Below are 14,201 nucleotides of genomic sequence, written 5' to 3'. Positions count from 1 at the left end.
ACTAAGAGAGCGAAAGAGAAAGTTTGAAGGTTGATATACGAGAGGGCTCAAATCGAGAGACCGGGGAAATAGTAAAAGGTTACCGGCAATAAAAATGCACTAACCCCAAGATGAATTAGTGCACTAAAAATTCCTAAGCTAAGGCGCTCTTAACGCCTAAGAGGTTAGCTAATAATAATGATGAAAGTACCCGCTAAGGTCATCAATATATTGGCTATAGCGTAGGTACCAGCATAACCCAACGCTGGGATCGTTGAACGAGCATGGTCATTTACGATGTCCATGGCCGGAGCACAGGTTCGCGCACCAATGATGGCACCAAACAGCAGAGCACGGTTCATTTTCAGAACGTAAGCACCAACTAAGTAGGCGAAGAATACAGGCAGTACACTCACAACCAGAGCAATACCGATTACTTGTGGGCCCACTTGGGATAAATGTTCAACTATCTTGCCACCGGCACTTAAGCCAATACCAACCATGAAAAACATCAAACCGAGGTCTTTGACCATGTTTAGTGCACCCTGAGGAACATAACCGAAAGTAGGGTGGTTTGCTCTTAAGAAGCCTAGCATGATACCTGACAGTAGCAGGCCAACTGCATTGCCCAAGCCAAAAGAAACCTGGCCAAACGTCATGGTGATTAAGCCAAACAAGATGCCCAAAATGAAGAAGCTACAAAAAGCCATCAAGTCTGCCATTTGGCTGTGAATTGAGATGAAACCAATTTTCTCAGCTAAACCGTGAACACGACTCTTTTCACCACTGACCTGTAAAACGTCACCTTTAGACAATACGATGTTTAAGTCCATCGGCATTTCAATTTGAGCTCTTACTACGCGGTTAAGGAAACAGCCGTACTCAGAAAGGTTTAGATCTGAAAGGCGCTTGCCTGCGATATTGTCACTTTTAACGACGATCTCTTCTTCAACGATGCGTAAGTCGAGAAGGTTACGATCGAAAACTTCTTTACCATTACGGAAGCTCGGGTCGAGACGAGCATGGCTGTCAGGGAAGCCTACCAATGCAATCTCATCGCCTTCTTGCAGAATCGCGTCACCATCGGGGTGGGCAAGAATACCGTTACGACGAATACGTTCGATGTAGCAACCGGTTTGGCGATAAATACCTAACTCACGTAAATTCTTACCATCGGTCCAAGAGATAAGTTCCTGTCCTACACGATAAGCACGGATGATTGGGAGGTAAACTTTACGTTGCCCAGAAGCACCTAGGCCACGTTCTTGAGCGATTTGCTCAGCTGAATCGTGTAAGTTTACTTTCTGAAGCTTTGGAATAAGGCGAGCAAACATAATCATACTGATTAAGCCAACTAAGTAAGCCATCGCATAACCAACAGAGAGGTTCTCGATGATCAGGCCTAAATCCATGTTTCTTGGTAATTCTGCAAGCCCGGAGTTCAGAGCATCTTGAGCACCTACCAGTATTGGCGTTGCCGTTAAGGCGCCTGCCATCATGCCTGCAGATAAGCCAAAGCCTAACCCGAGGTAGTGGCTGCTGAAATATGTCAGGGCTATTGCCGTGGAAAGGACGACAAGACTAAGAATGAGATAGTGCTTACCGTCTCTAAAGAAGATACCAAAGAAGTTTGGTCCAGCTTCAATGCCCACACAGTAGATGAACAGCATGAAACCAATGGTGAGCGCATCTGCGTTAAAGGAAAAACCAAGATGTCCCATGACTAGGGAAGTAATCAGAACACCGATTGAATTGCCGAGTTGGAGGCTACCGAAACGAATTTTACCAATGGCTAATCCAATCGATAACACAACAAAGATGAGGAGAATGGGGTTTTGTTCTAACAGAAAAACAACGTCGATATTCACAGTGGTCGCTCAATAATTGGCGTGAAACACAGGGTAAGTTTGTGAGGTGAATTGTATCTAAATATAAATAAATTATAAGCGATATTTTGTTATTTTACTTGATTTTGACCTTATTCTTATTCCGTACGAAAACTGGTCATAAAAAAAGCCCGCTACAATGAGCGGGCTTCACATAAATAGTACAGACTAACTCTAGAATTGGTTAGCTGTTTAAGGCTTTAGCCTTGGTTCCCGTAAGAGAAACCTTAGCTTAGTCGAAAAGACCTAGGTTTTCTTTTGCGTATGCTTCAAATTCTGTACAACCGCCAATGTGGTCTTGGTCGATGAAGATTTGTGGCACTGTATCTACAGGCTTGCCAACTGTTTTCTCTAGGTCAGCTTTGCTGATGCCTTCAGCGTGAATATCAACATAACGGTAGTTGAAGTCATCACGCTTAGCTTTAAGAGTTTCAGCATGCTCTTTTGCACGAACACAGAATGGGCAAGCAGGGCGACCAAAAATAACTACAAACATTTCATTTCTCCTAAATACGGGATGAGGCTCGTTAACCTAAAATACGTCAACTATTCTTAATTGAATATGGCTCAAAAATTCTTGAAACCAACTATGCCCTAATGCCCTAGGGAAATAAAGATGGAATTGCCTCTTAATACCATAGGTTTTGCCTATCAGTGCAAATAATGTTCATAAAAAAGAACACGGTCGTTTTCTTGTGAATGTCGACAGCGAATACCCTTAATATAAGAGTGTGAATTACCCCTAAGAATACGACTTTAATCTGCTTTTAATGCGACAAGTTGCACCCCGTCAAGAAAATCAGGTGCAGAACGCGGCATCTTAGAACTAGATATGGAACCATACTCTGTAATCTACGCTGATGTTACTACGTCAACATCGTGGTTCTGTTTGAAATACAAACGTCATATATACCAAGAGTTCGCAGTTTTGTTTCGTCATACATAGGCGCAGGAGGCACCATGTTTCAATTTATGACATCTACAAAGATCATCTTTGGTGATGGGGCATTAAAGGCTTCATTGTCTCTCTTTAATCAATACGGCTACAGCGTGTTATTGGTTACAGGCAATACGTTAGAACGTACTTCGTTAGTCACTGATTATTTCGATGCACAAAGCATGCGTTATCAACACATTGCTGTTTCAGGTGAACCTAATATCAAAATGGTAGAGGAAGCGGTCATTTCTGCGCGGCGATTTAAGCCCGATATGGTGGTAGCGATGGGAGGGGGCAGTGCTATTGATATGGGTAAAGCGTTAGCTGCCATTCTACCAAACCAAGGCAATCTATACGATTATGTCGAAGTGGTTGGTCGTAATGTCCCTTTGAAGACCAAACCTATTCCATTTATAGCGATTCCTACGACAGCTAGTACAGGCGCTGAAGTAACCAAGAACGCAGTGCTTAAATCTGGTCAAGACCAAGTCAAGATAAGCCTTAGAAGCCCAGACATGTTGGCAGATGTTGCGATTGTCGACCCAACATTGACTCATGGTACCAACCTTTATTTATCGGGGCGTGGTGCGATGGATGCATTTACTCATTTAATGGAAGCTTATGTGTGTGGCGAACCCAACCCGCTAACCGATATGATCTGTGAAGAAGGGTTGCGCAAGCTCAGTGGCTCTGTCATTCAGGCGTGTATCTATGATGAACCTCAAGCGCGTTCTGATCTTGCCTTCGCTTCTATGCTTGGAGGAATGGCGATAACCAACGCTAAGCTCGGCGCTGCGCACGGGCTAGCTTCGGCGTTAGGAGGTAAGATTCCTGCGCCGCACAGTGTGATTACAGCGCGCTTGGCGCCATTTGTGATGTTAGAAAACATAGCAGTAGCGAAAGAGCAGCAAAGAAACGGCATATTAGCGCGTTATCAGCGAATCGCACAGATAGTGACAGGTAACGCAGAAGCAAAAGAAGAAGAGGCGATTGCTTGGTTATCTGAAGTGTTGGATACACTCAAGCTACCAAGCTTACTTGAGTTTGGTGTCTGCGAAGCTCAGTTTGATGAGGTGTCTGCCGATGCGCTCAAATCAGTGGCTATTAAAGGAAACCCTTTACCGTTGAATCAAGAGAGGCTTGTACATATTCTGAAGCAGGTTTGCGAGGAGTGCAGTTGTGGAGAGGGGGATCATGAGGGAGCTTCAATGAATCAAGTTGTGCAAGAACCTGCTGCCGAGTCGAGTTTTACCATTATCAACTCTTATGCCTCAGAGAACAGTGTGGTAGAGAAGGGTAATAGCTGGACTATCTAGCGGGCTCTAATCTGTTCTCTGTATTAACTATTTTTAAACAGACAAATAAAAACGGAGCACTAGGCTCCGTTTTTTAATTCAGCTTGTTTCAGGTCATGTGCTTTCAGTTCATGTCTTTGCAGGTTAGAACTGAGAGTATTTCTCGTAACGTGAATCGCGAAGTGACTCTTTTACGCGCTTTAGATTCTCTCTGAAACCAGAACCGCGGCGAAGAGTAAAGCCTGTCGCTAACACGTCAATAACCGTCATTTGAACCACACGGCTTGCCATTGGCATGTAAACGTCAGTGTCTTCAGGTACATCCAATGAAATAGACAGAGAGCTTGCTTTGTCTAATGGAGAGTCCTTCGCGGTAATTGCGATAACGGTTGCACCATTCTCACGAGCTAAGTTCGCAATCTCAACTTGGCTTTTGGTACGGCCAGTGTGAGAGATAAGAACAATAACATCGTTATCACTGCAGTTAATGCAGCTCATTCGTTGCATCACAATGTCTTCGAAACAAGTGATAGGGATATTAAAACGAATAAACTTGTTTTGAGCATCTTTCGCTACCGCTGAAGAGGCACCTAAACCGAAGAACGAAATGCGTTTAGCTTGAGTCAACAAGTCAACCGCACGGTTTACTTGCATCGCATCTAGACTGTTTTTAGCAACGTCTAAACAAGCCATAGTCGATTCGAAAATCTTATGCGTGTAAGCATCTGGGCCATCATCTTCCTCAACATTACGATTCACATAAGGTGTACCGTTCGCCAAGCTTTGTGCTAGGTGAAGTTTGAAGTCAGGGAAGCCCTTTGTGTCTAAACGACGACAGAAGCGGTTAACTGTAGGCTCACTTACGTCAGCCATTTTAGCTAAGGTAGCAATGCTAGAATGAATTGCAGTTTGAGGGGAAGCCATGATTACTTCGGCTACCTTACGCTCAGACTTGCTGAAATTTTCCAGGTTCTTTTGTATTTTTTCTAATGTATTCATAGTGTTCACAAGGGTATAGAGAACAACTTGCTAGTTAATATCTTTTTACCAGGGGGTATGGCTGAAACAAATATCAGTAAAACAATACTCAAAATATTTTTGGTCTGTAAATACCGCTGCGTCAAATAGATATCAAGCTAACTAGCACCATAGAGTCAGTATAAACCCAACATACTATTTACTAATACAAAAACCCGGCATGAATGCTTAAGAATATGACAAACCTCAACAAAATTTTAGAAAACTACAGAACTGGAAGAGATTTTGAATAAAAAGAATGCAAATTGAGTATGAACTGACAGCTTAGTTACATCAAAAAGAAAGAAATTTTCAATTTGATGCAACTAAAATTGAATGGCTAGGCGTTGATTTGCTCTACCAGATTGATGATTTTTCTCATCAAATTAGGTGCTAGTGTAGAGATTTCACGCTGCTCTTCAAGTACGGAAGAAAGAATGTCATTGCCGGTTAATGGATTGGCTAATACGACACGGAAAACGATGATCGGTTGGTGTGCCCAATCTTCAGGGTTCAAGCGAGTTCTTGAAACAAAAGATCGACCCGTTTCACGCTGCTTTTTCTGAATGAACTTAGTGAGCTCATTCAATAACTCATTCAGGTCTACACGATCTTTCGCATTCGCTTTCTGCAGAGCGGCTTTAACCGATTCAGGAACATAGCGGTAAGTCAGTAGACAAAGTTCAGGCTCTGATACCAACTCAAAATCGCTTTGTTGTTTAATCAGGTCGGCAAAATAGCGTGCTTTGTTGATGCTCTGGTCGATCAACAGTTCATAACCAGGACGGCTAATGATGTGCATCGAAGCGTAAACAAGCATGGCCATGCCTGAACGAGAGCCTTCTAAAGTGTGGCTGCCCAGATCTTTAGAGCCCTTACGTAAAATATATTGAGCGTGATGTTCGATGGCTGTCATCGCGTCTGGTTTCTTGAACAGAACCATACCAGCACCCATCGGGATATAGAGTTGTTTATGCGCATCAATCGTAACTGAATCGGCGAGCTCAATGCCATCAAGTAGGTGACGGTGATTGTTCGACATCAGCGTCGCGCCGCCCCAAGCTGCATCCACATGGAAGTGGCAATCAGACTCAGCGCATACTTCTGCAATATCCCTTAATGGGTCGATATTACCAGTCTCTGTTGTACCAGCCACACCAATAACAGCAAAAGGCTTAATCTTATTCTGCTTGAGCTGCTCGATCTTGATTCTTAAGTCGTCAGTACAAATACGGTTGTTGTTATCTGTCTTAACAGACACTAGGCCTTCTTGGCCAATACCGAGCACATCTGCGGCTTTTTTTAGAGAGTAGTGACCACGTTCAGAGACTAAGATGGCTAAGCCTTCGTAATCATAGTGCTTCATGGCTTTGAATAAGCCTTCCTTCTCGACACCTTTGAACGAACCTTGTGCTTTCAGTGCATTGTTGCGTGCCACCCAAAGTGCGGTGATGTTCGCAATGGTTCCACCAGAACAAAACGCACCTAAAGAGTGGTTTGCACTGTGCATCCAACGCGAATAAAACTGGTCGTTGTCTTGATAAATCAAGCGGTGAAGCATACCCAAAACTTGACGTTCTAGGGGAGTAAAAGCTTTTGAGGTCTCGATTTTTACTAGATTCTGATTCAACGCAATCATGATTTTAGACAGCGGCATCAAGAAATACGGCAGAGCAGACGTCATGTGACCAATAAAACTTGGCGACGACGTATGTACCGAATGAGACACGAGAGTATCGAGGAGATGTTCAGTGTGTTCAGAAACAAACTCAGGCTGCTCGGGAATATGAGCATTTGAAAAATCTTTCTCAATTTCACGTAGTGGCTTTTCTTCAGCCACAATATGTTCACGTAAGAATTGATTCAGGTTTCGTGAAAGTTTGTCTTCAATTTGAGTGAGTGTTGAATCTGGGCCTTCTGGTACTGTAAATATACGTAGAAGACTGTCGAAGCTAACATCTGCAGTTTTTTGTTCCGTAACCATAGCAAGCGAGTTATTTTTTTTTATATTGACGCGAGCGGGATAATCTAAACGAAAACGGGAACAATGTCCCGTCTTAATTATGAAATCCAACTTCTCAAAAAAGCATACTAAATGAGGGGTTAATTACACTTAATTGCTTCAAGTTTAGTAATCGACTGATTGTAGCGTTGTAATGCTGTGTCGATTTGCTTTGGGTGGCTAAGCAATTCTGCAAAGGCTGAACGTAGCTCGTAGTTTTGAGCATGAGGCGTTGATTGACGGTCGTCGAACGTGGTTTTAGCGATTTTTCCAAGCTCATCATCACGCGTTGAAAGCGTCTTAATGTCGTGTTGTTCTAGTTGCAACCAACCTTCAACAGGCTGTTCAGTTGCTACTTTGCTTGAATCGTTTACTAAGTAGTAGTTTACCGCGGCACGATTAAGCTCGAAGTGGTGCTTACGGCCTTCCAGGAACCATTCACTTACTTCTGTTAACTCTGGGTATTGTTCCGAAGTTAAAGCAGCAAGGTCAGCGTACCAATTCAAAGAAGCGTCGATGTACGCGTCATATTTTTTTGCTTGGCATTGGTTTGTTTCAGACATTGAATCTGCTGCAAAAGAGAAAGTAGAAGTTGAAGCTAGCAGTAATGCGACGCAAAGGCGTTTCATAGTGGTTCCTTTTGTAAGTTTATTCTTTTTAGAACTTAGTCGTTACAGAGTACCGTGATCATTATTTGTTGAGCAATGACACTTAGTGTCTTTTTATTTCGGTAACTGTATCGGTATCTTGGGCATTGGTATTCGAGATGCATTCTAATCTAAAATAATCGCTATTCCTGCGATCTAGTTAGCAAGAGATACAAAGAACAGCATCAAAATAGGGACAAGCAGGCTTAATATAAAGCCACTGACAATCGCGATAGGAACGCATCGAACGCCGCCTGTGGTTTGAATGACCGGTAGGGTGAAGTCCATCGCTGTAGCACCAGCATAGCCAATAGAGGTGCATGGATAGCTGCGAATCAGCACTGGAATCAGTACTAAGGCAACCAACTCTCTTAACAGCTCAAGCATGAAAGAAGCGCCGCCATAAACCGGACCAAAGGCGTCACCCATCAAGATACCTGCCAGAGAATACCAACCAAACCCAGAAGACATTGCCAAGGCTTTGAACAGAGGTATATCCAGAATGTAAGCCGCGATAACGCCACCTAGCATTGAGGTGATGATAATCGTGATTGCGATGACCATGCCGTGTTTGTTCAGCAAAATTTGTCGAAGTGTTAATCCGCTATTACGCAGTTGAATACCAATAAAGAACAGAAGTACAAACAAAATCCATTCGCTTGCAGTATCGACCCAACCAAGACTGATAGGCAGCACTAAACCAGCGATAAGGCCTGAACCCACCACTAGGATTAGTTTGGCAGACTCCATCGCCATAGAAGAAAGGGGAAGTTTCTTTTTACTGCTGTCTGTTTTGAGTGGCAGTAACTTATCGATAGCAGGTAACGCCATTAGGTTACAAACGCTCAAACAGACAAAGAAAGTGACGGTGTAAAGAAGTATTGTCTGCAGATTACTGCCTAGGTTATCGAGGGCGGCTAAGCTTAGCCCCATTAACGCTAGAATTACGTAGATCAACCGCGACGTAGAGCGGTTGATGAACTCTAGCGTTTGAGCGTTCGAAATAGAAAAAAGATACCCCACGACGAGTGGTGCAAATATAAAGATCATCCCTGTAAACATGCTTTCCCCATTGCATTTACTTCATATTACATTTACTTGTCACTTAACAGTGACTTAGAAGCCACTAGTATTGATCACGTCGCTTAGCTTTGCATTAAAATCATGTTTGCTCAAGTTGCTTAATTTATACAGCACCTCTGCACCTGTCACGTTAAGTTCAACTTCGTGTTCATCGATGTTCTCATCCTTATTTCTGAACATCAGTAGGTGGTTAGCGATTCTTGCGATATCAAGGTAAGACACCTCGCGTTCTTCTTGTTTATTGATGGTGTTACTACATACATCAATGAAGTCGCTGTCGAAGCCCCAACGTTTTAAAACTAGCTTACTCGTAGCTGAACATTGGCCTTGGAATATCTGCAGGGCGATATCGTGGTTTAAGTAGTTGCCGTTTTCGAGGTATAGGTGATATTCGCTAACCAAACAAAATAAACCAATGTCAGCCAATAACCCAACAAGCAATGACTTTTCATGCTCAAGATAGCGGTATTCGATAGGAGATAGCTCTTTGAAGCCGTTGGTGACCAGTACCATGGTCGCACCAAGTTCTTTAGAAACAGAAGCACTCTGAACCAGTAGTTGGTTACATTCGTTGCTAAGATTTACAGAATGCTTGAGCTGTTCTATCGCTTGAGCCGTAACAATGTCACGTACTCTCAATATACCGAGACGAGAAACCGCTGTCATAATATCGACACAGGTAATGTTACGCCTGTTAAAAACGACAGAGTTAGCAACTCGAATTACTATGGCGGTAAGGCCAGGGTCTTCCAGTAAGCACTCTGCAACTTCAGCAATCCCAGTTGAATCTAGGGTGCAAAGCTTTTGAATTTTCAGCACGACGTTAGGGATAGGAGGAAGTGTGATTTTTCCCGCTGAGATAGAATGTCCAACAAGTTGGGCAAACTCTGATTCTAAACCCTTTAACAAAAGAGCCTTATTTTGTGGTAGCCAGAAAAACGATAAATGATTCATATAAAAAGTAAAAACATGTATGTCGTACCATTTTACAAGCCACGATGCTGCGAGGCAATACTGATCGGGCCACATAAGCTCCGAAAACTTGAACCGATGTATCATCAAATGTCAGAATTCTAGCTGTTTTTGATAGTTTACTGTGACGTCAACCATGAAATCATGGAATACACAATTGATTGATGTGAACTAAGTCCAGACTTATTTTTCTTTTCAAAGTATCATTTGTTTCAAAGGTGAGAGACGAAACATAATATTCACCTAAATAATAAAGATAGATTAAAAATTTTTCGCATAAAAAGCTGCTTGTCTGGTGATCAACCTAATCGGGGTAATTTGATTAAGGATCAACGGATATGACCGAGACAGCATTTATTAATTACGTGAATCAATTTGGTGAGCATCAAAAACGTTCTATGTTTGGGGGTATTGGCCTCTTTCAAAATGACGCTATGTTCGCTTTGTTGAGTGAAAGTTGTTTATTCATTAGAGGTGGAAACTCATTAGATAAAAAACTGACGGGTCTTGATTGTGAAAAGTATCGTCATGTAAAAAAACAGACAACAGCAACCGTAAACTATTACGATATTACTGACCTGTTTACATGTGAACATCCCGAATTGGATAGCATTATTCGTACTTCGATCGATAATTCAATTCAGCAACGTAGCTTCAAAAAATCATCAGCTAGCCGTAGATTGAGAGATCTTCCGAACATGCAACTTACATTAGAACGCATGGTTAAGAAGGCTGGTGTAGACGATGTTTCAATGTTTATGCAGTTAGGCGCACCTGAAGTGTTTAATAAGGTTCGTGAAGCGTACGGCAATGACGTTGACCTAAAACTACTTTGGAAATTTGCAGGTGCAATTGATGGTATCCATTGGAAACTATTACAAGAACCACGCAAGCAGCAATTGCTAAAAAGCTGCCACTAAAGAAGTCGTCCCTATATGCTTAAGATTACTGTTAATAAATAAAAACCGAGGAATATCCTCGGTTTTTTTGTTTTTGTTTTAGTCCTATCTATTGAAAGACTAAGTGCTCATTGAGCGCGGTCTCGTTAAGTTTTAGTACTTGAAACGAGCCGTGAACATGAGTTGATCACCATAGAAGTCGTTGATACGAGCTTCTGCACCAAGAGAGAATAGCTCTGTAGAGTGGAAACGTGCGTAAACAGAGCCCGTCCAATCATCATTATCATCGATTGAAACGTAACCACCTTTACCACCCACTTCCAGTTGTGGACCAAGCCATTGGCGAACACCAACGTTGATTTCCATACCGATATCAGTCGAGCTTGAGTTTTCAGGCTGTACGATGCGCGCTAGCATTTCACCTGTTAAATCTGCCCAGTTGTTTAATGGAGCGTGGAAACCAAGACCTACCGCTGAATCGTAATCGCCTTCAAATTCTGAATCGATACGTGCGATAGCGTGAGCGTTCGGGTGAATTGACTTACTGAACGCGCCACCAAATGTTACTGGGCTAGCACCGATACGTGCTTCAAAGTAATCGTAGTTAAAGTTGCTCATTACTTGTGGTTGTTCATCAACAGCTAGTGCTTGGCTAGAAGCCAATAGCATAGCGGTAGTAAGTAGAATTTTGCGCATAACGACAGTAAACCTTTATTTGTGTTAATTCCTTTGGTTTGAGAAAAATCAGGCAAACCATAAACATTGAGACAGTTTAATCTAACTCACGGAAAAGTAATCCATAAAAATGCCAATCATTTGTCAATTAACTAAAAAATGACCAAATCAAGGGTTACTCTGCAACTGAGATCTCATGTTTTAGAGACAGTTTGCCAAAATGTAAGCGCAATTAAGCAAAACCTAAGTCGAAATTAACAAAATCTAAGCGTAATTAGACAAAACTTAAGTGCAATTAAATAAGGTGTAAGAACTACTCACCAAAGCTTGTACGTTTGTCTGCCATTGAGGTCAGTATACGTTCGGTATCCAAGATCGCCGTCCAGTTTAGCAATTGCTTGTCGTTTGCAATGACATAGTCAGTCAGTTGTTGAGTAATCGTGTCTCTGAGCTGATCGCCTTTCCAAGGCTTAGAAATATAGAAATCCAGCGCTGCGTTATTAATTGCCGTCACGGTATCTTCTAACCCAGCTTGCCCTGTGAGTAGGAGTTTACGCGTTGGCTTAGTGTGATCGTGCTGGTTGAGTTCAATGAGAAAATCAATCCCGGTTTTATCTGGCATGATGTGGTCACACAAGATTAAGGCGAGTTTAATGCCATCTTGTCCCATCTCTTTAATCACTTGTTTGGCTTCATCTACCGATTCTGCACCTTCAACGATAAAATTTTCTTCAAATACCGCTAAGTCTTGAAGGACACTGTTAAGAACTTCCGGTTCATCGTCGACACATAAAATTAGGTACTTATTCATGAGGTGCTCCTTCTTGTTTGAATGGGAGCCAAACCTGCATGTGAGTATGGCTTCCTACCTCAGACTCCACCAAAATAAACCCTTGATGAGCTGAAACAATTTGTTGAGAGATGGATAGCCCAATCCCTAGACCAAAGTTACCTTCTTTTTTAGTCGTGAAATTTGGGTCGAAAATAGTGTTGATGTGTGCTTTATCGATACCTTGACCTGTGTCGGATATTTGCACTACCAGAAAAGCATCGCCACCTCTTGTTTCCTGAGAGGTTGTGATCGAAACTTTCCCTTTCTCAGAAAGGGCATCGAGCGCATTGGAAAGAAGGTTAGTCCACACTTGTTGCAATGCGAGTGACTGGCACAACAAAGGTGGCAAGTCGGTGTCGTAATGTTTTTCAAGTTGATGATGTTTAAGTCTGTTTTCAAAAATAACGAGCGTGTCTTCAAGCCCTTCGTGAATATCGGCGTAGTGGCGAACTTCTTCATCTTCTCGGGCATAACTTTTTAAGCTTTTCACCATGTCAGCAATGCGTTTGCTGCAAACTTGAATGGAGCGAATTGAGTTTCCAACATAGTGGTAATGTTCTAAGTCGTTGAGCAGTTCTCTGCCTGCGACAGGTGACTCTTTTAAAGTGTTTAGTATTGCAGTGTCTTGGCTCAGATTTAGCCTTACTGTTTTTTTTGCCAGAGCACGATCATCAATGGTCGACGAAAGATGCTTCACCAACTGTCTCTCTTGAGCTGTTGATAGCGGTTTCGCTAATTTCGAATGCGCTAATACGTCCGTCCCTTTGTTGGAGTCAGGGAGTGATGAGTTATTGAGTATCTGATCGAGATGTTCAGACAAGGTTTCGATGCTTCTCAAAATAGCTGCAATTGGATTGTTCAGTTCGTGCGCTACGCCCGCGACAAGCTGACCCAACATTGCCATCTTTTCTTTCTCGATTAACTGTTGATGTGCGGATTCCAATGACTCGAGTGTTTGTTGGAGCTTAATCTTATTGGTGATGCTTCTTTGCAAGCGTCGGTTAAAGTGACGAAGCAACAGGTTAGTAAAGAGTGGGAGCAGGGTACTGTTTGAATGCATGACCTGAGCAAAGCTATCTTTATCAAGCTTGATCACTCTTGTCTGGGTTAGGGTAATTGCCGTTGAGAATGAAGGCTCGCCAGTCACGAATGACATGCCGCCAACAATGTTACCTTTTGAGTGACGTACTACTTCTCGTTGCTGTCCTAGCTCATCTTTTTTGTAGAGTGCCGCTTCACCTTCGATGATTAACCACAAGAAACGATTGTCTTCGCCTTCTACAGTAAGCAAATGTTCCGGTGAGTAATCACGAATGGCTTTGGTTTTATCGTCTTTAGAGAAGACATCTTGTAAGGCACTGACCACGCGTCCTGCAAGGGCATTGTCAGAAAGCTGGTGGTAGTCGTGAATGAAACCCGATTGAAAAGAATGAATCTTTTGCTCGATGTGTGCTCTGAATAAGCGCTGTTGATCCAACGCGTCGCTGTAAGATAACAAGTTTTCTGAGTCGTATTGGATAACAAAAGAGGTCAGCTCTTTTTGCGCCGATTTGAAGAGAACTTGATCTTGAACGGGTTTGGTTAGGCAGTGATTGAGCCGGCCTTCATTCACCGCGGTCAGAATGGATTGAATGTCTGACGAAGCGCTGACTAATATCGTTCTTGCGGTATTACTATGGGGCAGCTGTTCCAGTTCAATAAGAAATTGCACACCATTAAATCCAGAATGATGATGAGTGATCACTAAAGCAACGGTTTGGTGGTGATCATGGATATCTTCTAATGCGTGATGCGCGTCTTCTATGTTCTCGGCAGTATAAATATCGAATACAGAACCTAACGGAGCCAGCTCCGAACGTATTCTTTCAATGCTAACCGGATTATTGTCCAAACAGATAACAGCGTATTGATTCACGGCTCAACCTTAATAGTAGCGACGTCTCTAGCCTAGCAAGAACCGCTGAATAAGGATGAGAG

12 protein-coding genes are annotated in these 14,201 nt (G+C 42.6%); 2 read left to right on the top strand and 10 right to left on the bottom strand.

The genetic code is table 11. The features are described from left to right. Window positions 1-164: 164 nt before the first annotated feature. Window positions 165-1,847, bottom strand: coding sequence for an aspartate:alanine antiporter (locus AACW75_RS01225; RefSeq protein WP_017074626.1), 1,683 nt, complete (start codon window positions 1,845-1,847; stop codon window positions 165-167). A 250-nt stretch (window positions 1,848-2,097) separates the two neighbouring features. Then, window positions 2,098-2,361, bottom strand: coding sequence for a GrxA family glutaredoxin (locus tag AACW75_RS01220; protein ID WP_009847069.1), 264 nt, complete (start codon window positions 2,359-2,361; stop codon window positions 2,098-2,100). Between the two features lie 464 nt (window positions 2,362-2,825). On the opposite strand from AACW75_RS01220, the gene AACW75_RS01215 reads away from it, so the two are divergent. Further along, the gene (locus AACW75_RS01215; RefSeq protein ID WP_145568202.1) at window positions 2,826-4,118 is read left to right on the top strand and encodes an iron-containing alcohol dehydrogenase; all 1,293 of its coding nucleotides are present in this window, start codon (window positions 2,826-2,828) and stop codon (window positions 4,116-4,118) included. A gap of 123 nt (window positions 4,119-4,241) precedes the next feature. Here the strand turns inward: AACW75_RS01215 and AACW75_RS01210 are convergent, their stop codons facing one another. From AACW75_RS01210 to AACW75_RS01190, 5 genes are all read right to left on the bottom strand, one after another. Next, entirely contained in the window at window positions 4,242-5,096 is an 855-nt protein-coding gene (locus AACW75_RS01210) for a MurR/RpiR family transcriptional regulator (protein WP_004734686.1), read from the bottom strand. 358 nt (window positions 5,097-5,454) lie between these two features. After that, complete coding sequence (panP, locus tag AACW75_RS01205; protein ID WP_145568203.1) at window positions 5,455-7,098, bottom strand: pyridoxal-dependent aspartate 1-decarboxylase PanP; 1,644 nt, start codon at window positions 7,096-7,098, stop codon at window positions 5,455-5,457. A 119-nt stretch (window positions 7,099-7,217) separates the two neighbouring features. Further along, entirely contained in the window at window positions 7,218-7,745 is a 528-nt protein-coding gene (locus AACW75_RS01200; RefSeq protein ID WP_017074623.1) for a hypothetical protein, read from the bottom strand. Window positions 7,746-7,919: 174 nt separating this feature from the next. After that, window positions 7,920-8,825, bottom strand: a complete 906-nt coding sequence (locus AACW75_RS01195) for a lysine exporter LysO family protein (protein WP_145568204.1) — start codon at window positions 8,823-8,825, stop codon at window positions 7,920-7,922. A 54-nt stretch (window positions 8,826-8,879) separates the two neighbouring features. Beyond that, window positions 8,880-9,800, bottom strand: a complete 921-nt coding sequence (locus tag AACW75_RS01190; protein WP_017074621.1) for an HDOD domain-containing protein — start codon at window positions 9,798-9,800, stop codon at window positions 8,880-8,882. Window positions 9,801-10,156: 356 nt separating this feature from the next. Between AACW75_RS01190 and AACW75_RS01185 the strand changes: the two genes are divergently transcribed. Continuing rightward, window positions 10,157-10,738 carry a TfoX/Sxy family DNA transformation protein gene (locus AACW75_RS01185; RefSeq protein ID WP_017074620.1) on the top strand — a complete coding sequence of 194 codons (582 nt, stop codon included), beginning with the start codon at window positions 10,157-10,159 and terminating at the stop codon, window positions 10,736-10,738. A 132-nt stretch (window positions 10,739-10,870) separates the two neighbouring features. Here the strand turns inward: AACW75_RS01185 and AACW75_RS01180 are convergent, their stop codons facing one another. The 3 genes from AACW75_RS01180 to AACW75_RS01170 all read right to left on the bottom strand — a co-directional run bounded on the left by AACW75_RS01180 (window position 10,871) and on the right by AACW75_RS01170 (window position 14,139). Beyond that, complete coding sequence (locus AACW75_RS01180) at window positions 10,871-11,413, bottom strand: hypothetical protein (protein ID WP_004734692.1); 543 nt, start codon at window positions 11,411-11,413, stop codon at window positions 10,871-10,873. A gap of 292 nt (window positions 11,414-11,705) precedes the next feature. Beyond that, entirely contained in the window at window positions 11,706-12,203 is a 498-nt protein-coding gene (locus AACW75_RS01175; RefSeq protein WP_017074619.1) for a response regulator, read from the bottom strand. Further along, window positions 12,196-14,139, bottom strand: coding sequence for an ATP-binding protein (locus AACW75_RS01170; RefSeq protein WP_145568205.1), 1,944 nt, complete (start codon window positions 14,137-14,139; stop codon window positions 12,196-12,198). The genes AACW75_RS01175 and AACW75_RS01170 overlap by 8 nt, the downstream gene beginning before the upstream one ends. Between the last annotated feature and the right edge of the window lie 62 nt (window positions 14,140-14,201).

This window comes from Vibrio sp. L3-7, from assembly GCF_963898195.1.
GTDB lineage: Bacteria > Pseudomonadota > Gammaproteobacteria > Enterobacterales > Vibrionaceae > Vibrio > Vibrio echinoideorum.
The sequence above is the reverse complement of the archived record's forward strand: the minus strand, read 5'-3'. Positions and strand labels throughout refer to the sequence as shown.

Excerpts from the sequence above, each read along its gene's own strand:
- AACW75_RS01220 (WP_009847069.1), bottom strand. The coding sequence starts at position 2,361 with ATGTTTGTAGTTATTTTTGGTCGCCCTGCTTGCCCATTCTGTGTTCGT.
- AACW75_RS01215 (WP_145568202.1), top strand. The coding sequence starts at position 2,826 with ATGTTTCAATTTATGACATCTACAAAGATCATCTTTGGTGATGGGGCA.
- AACW75_RS01210 (WP_004734686.1), bottom strand. The coding sequence starts at position 5,096 with ATGAATACATTAGAAAAAATACAAAAGAACCTGGAAAATTTCAGCAAG.
- panP (WP_145568203.1), bottom strand. The coding sequence starts at position 7,098 with ATGGTTACGGAACAAAAAACTGCAGATGTTAGCTTCGACAGTCTTCTA.
- AACW75_RS01200 (WP_017074623.1), bottom strand. The coding sequence starts at position 7,745 with ATGAAACGCCTTTGCGTCGCATTACTGCTAGCTTCAACTTCTACTTTC.
- AACW75_RS01195 (WP_145568204.1), bottom strand. The coding sequence starts at position 8,825 with ATGTTTACAGGGATGATCTTTATATTTGCACCACTCGTCGTGGGGTAT.
- AACW75_RS01190 (WP_017074621.1), bottom strand. The coding sequence starts at position 9,800 with ATGAATCATTTATCGTTTTTCTGGCTACCACAAAATAAGGCTCTTTTG.
- AACW75_RS01185 (WP_017074620.1), top strand. The coding sequence starts at position 10,157 with ATGACCGAGACAGCATTTATTAATTACGTGAATCAATTTGGTGAGCAT.
- AACW75_RS01180 (WP_004734692.1), bottom strand. The coding sequence starts at position 11,413 with ATGCGCAAAATTCTACTTACTACCGCTATGCTATTGGCTTCTAGCCAA.
- AACW75_RS01175 (WP_017074619.1), bottom strand. The coding sequence starts at position 12,203 with ATGAATAAGTACCTAATTTTATGTGTCGACGATGAACCGGAAGTTCTT.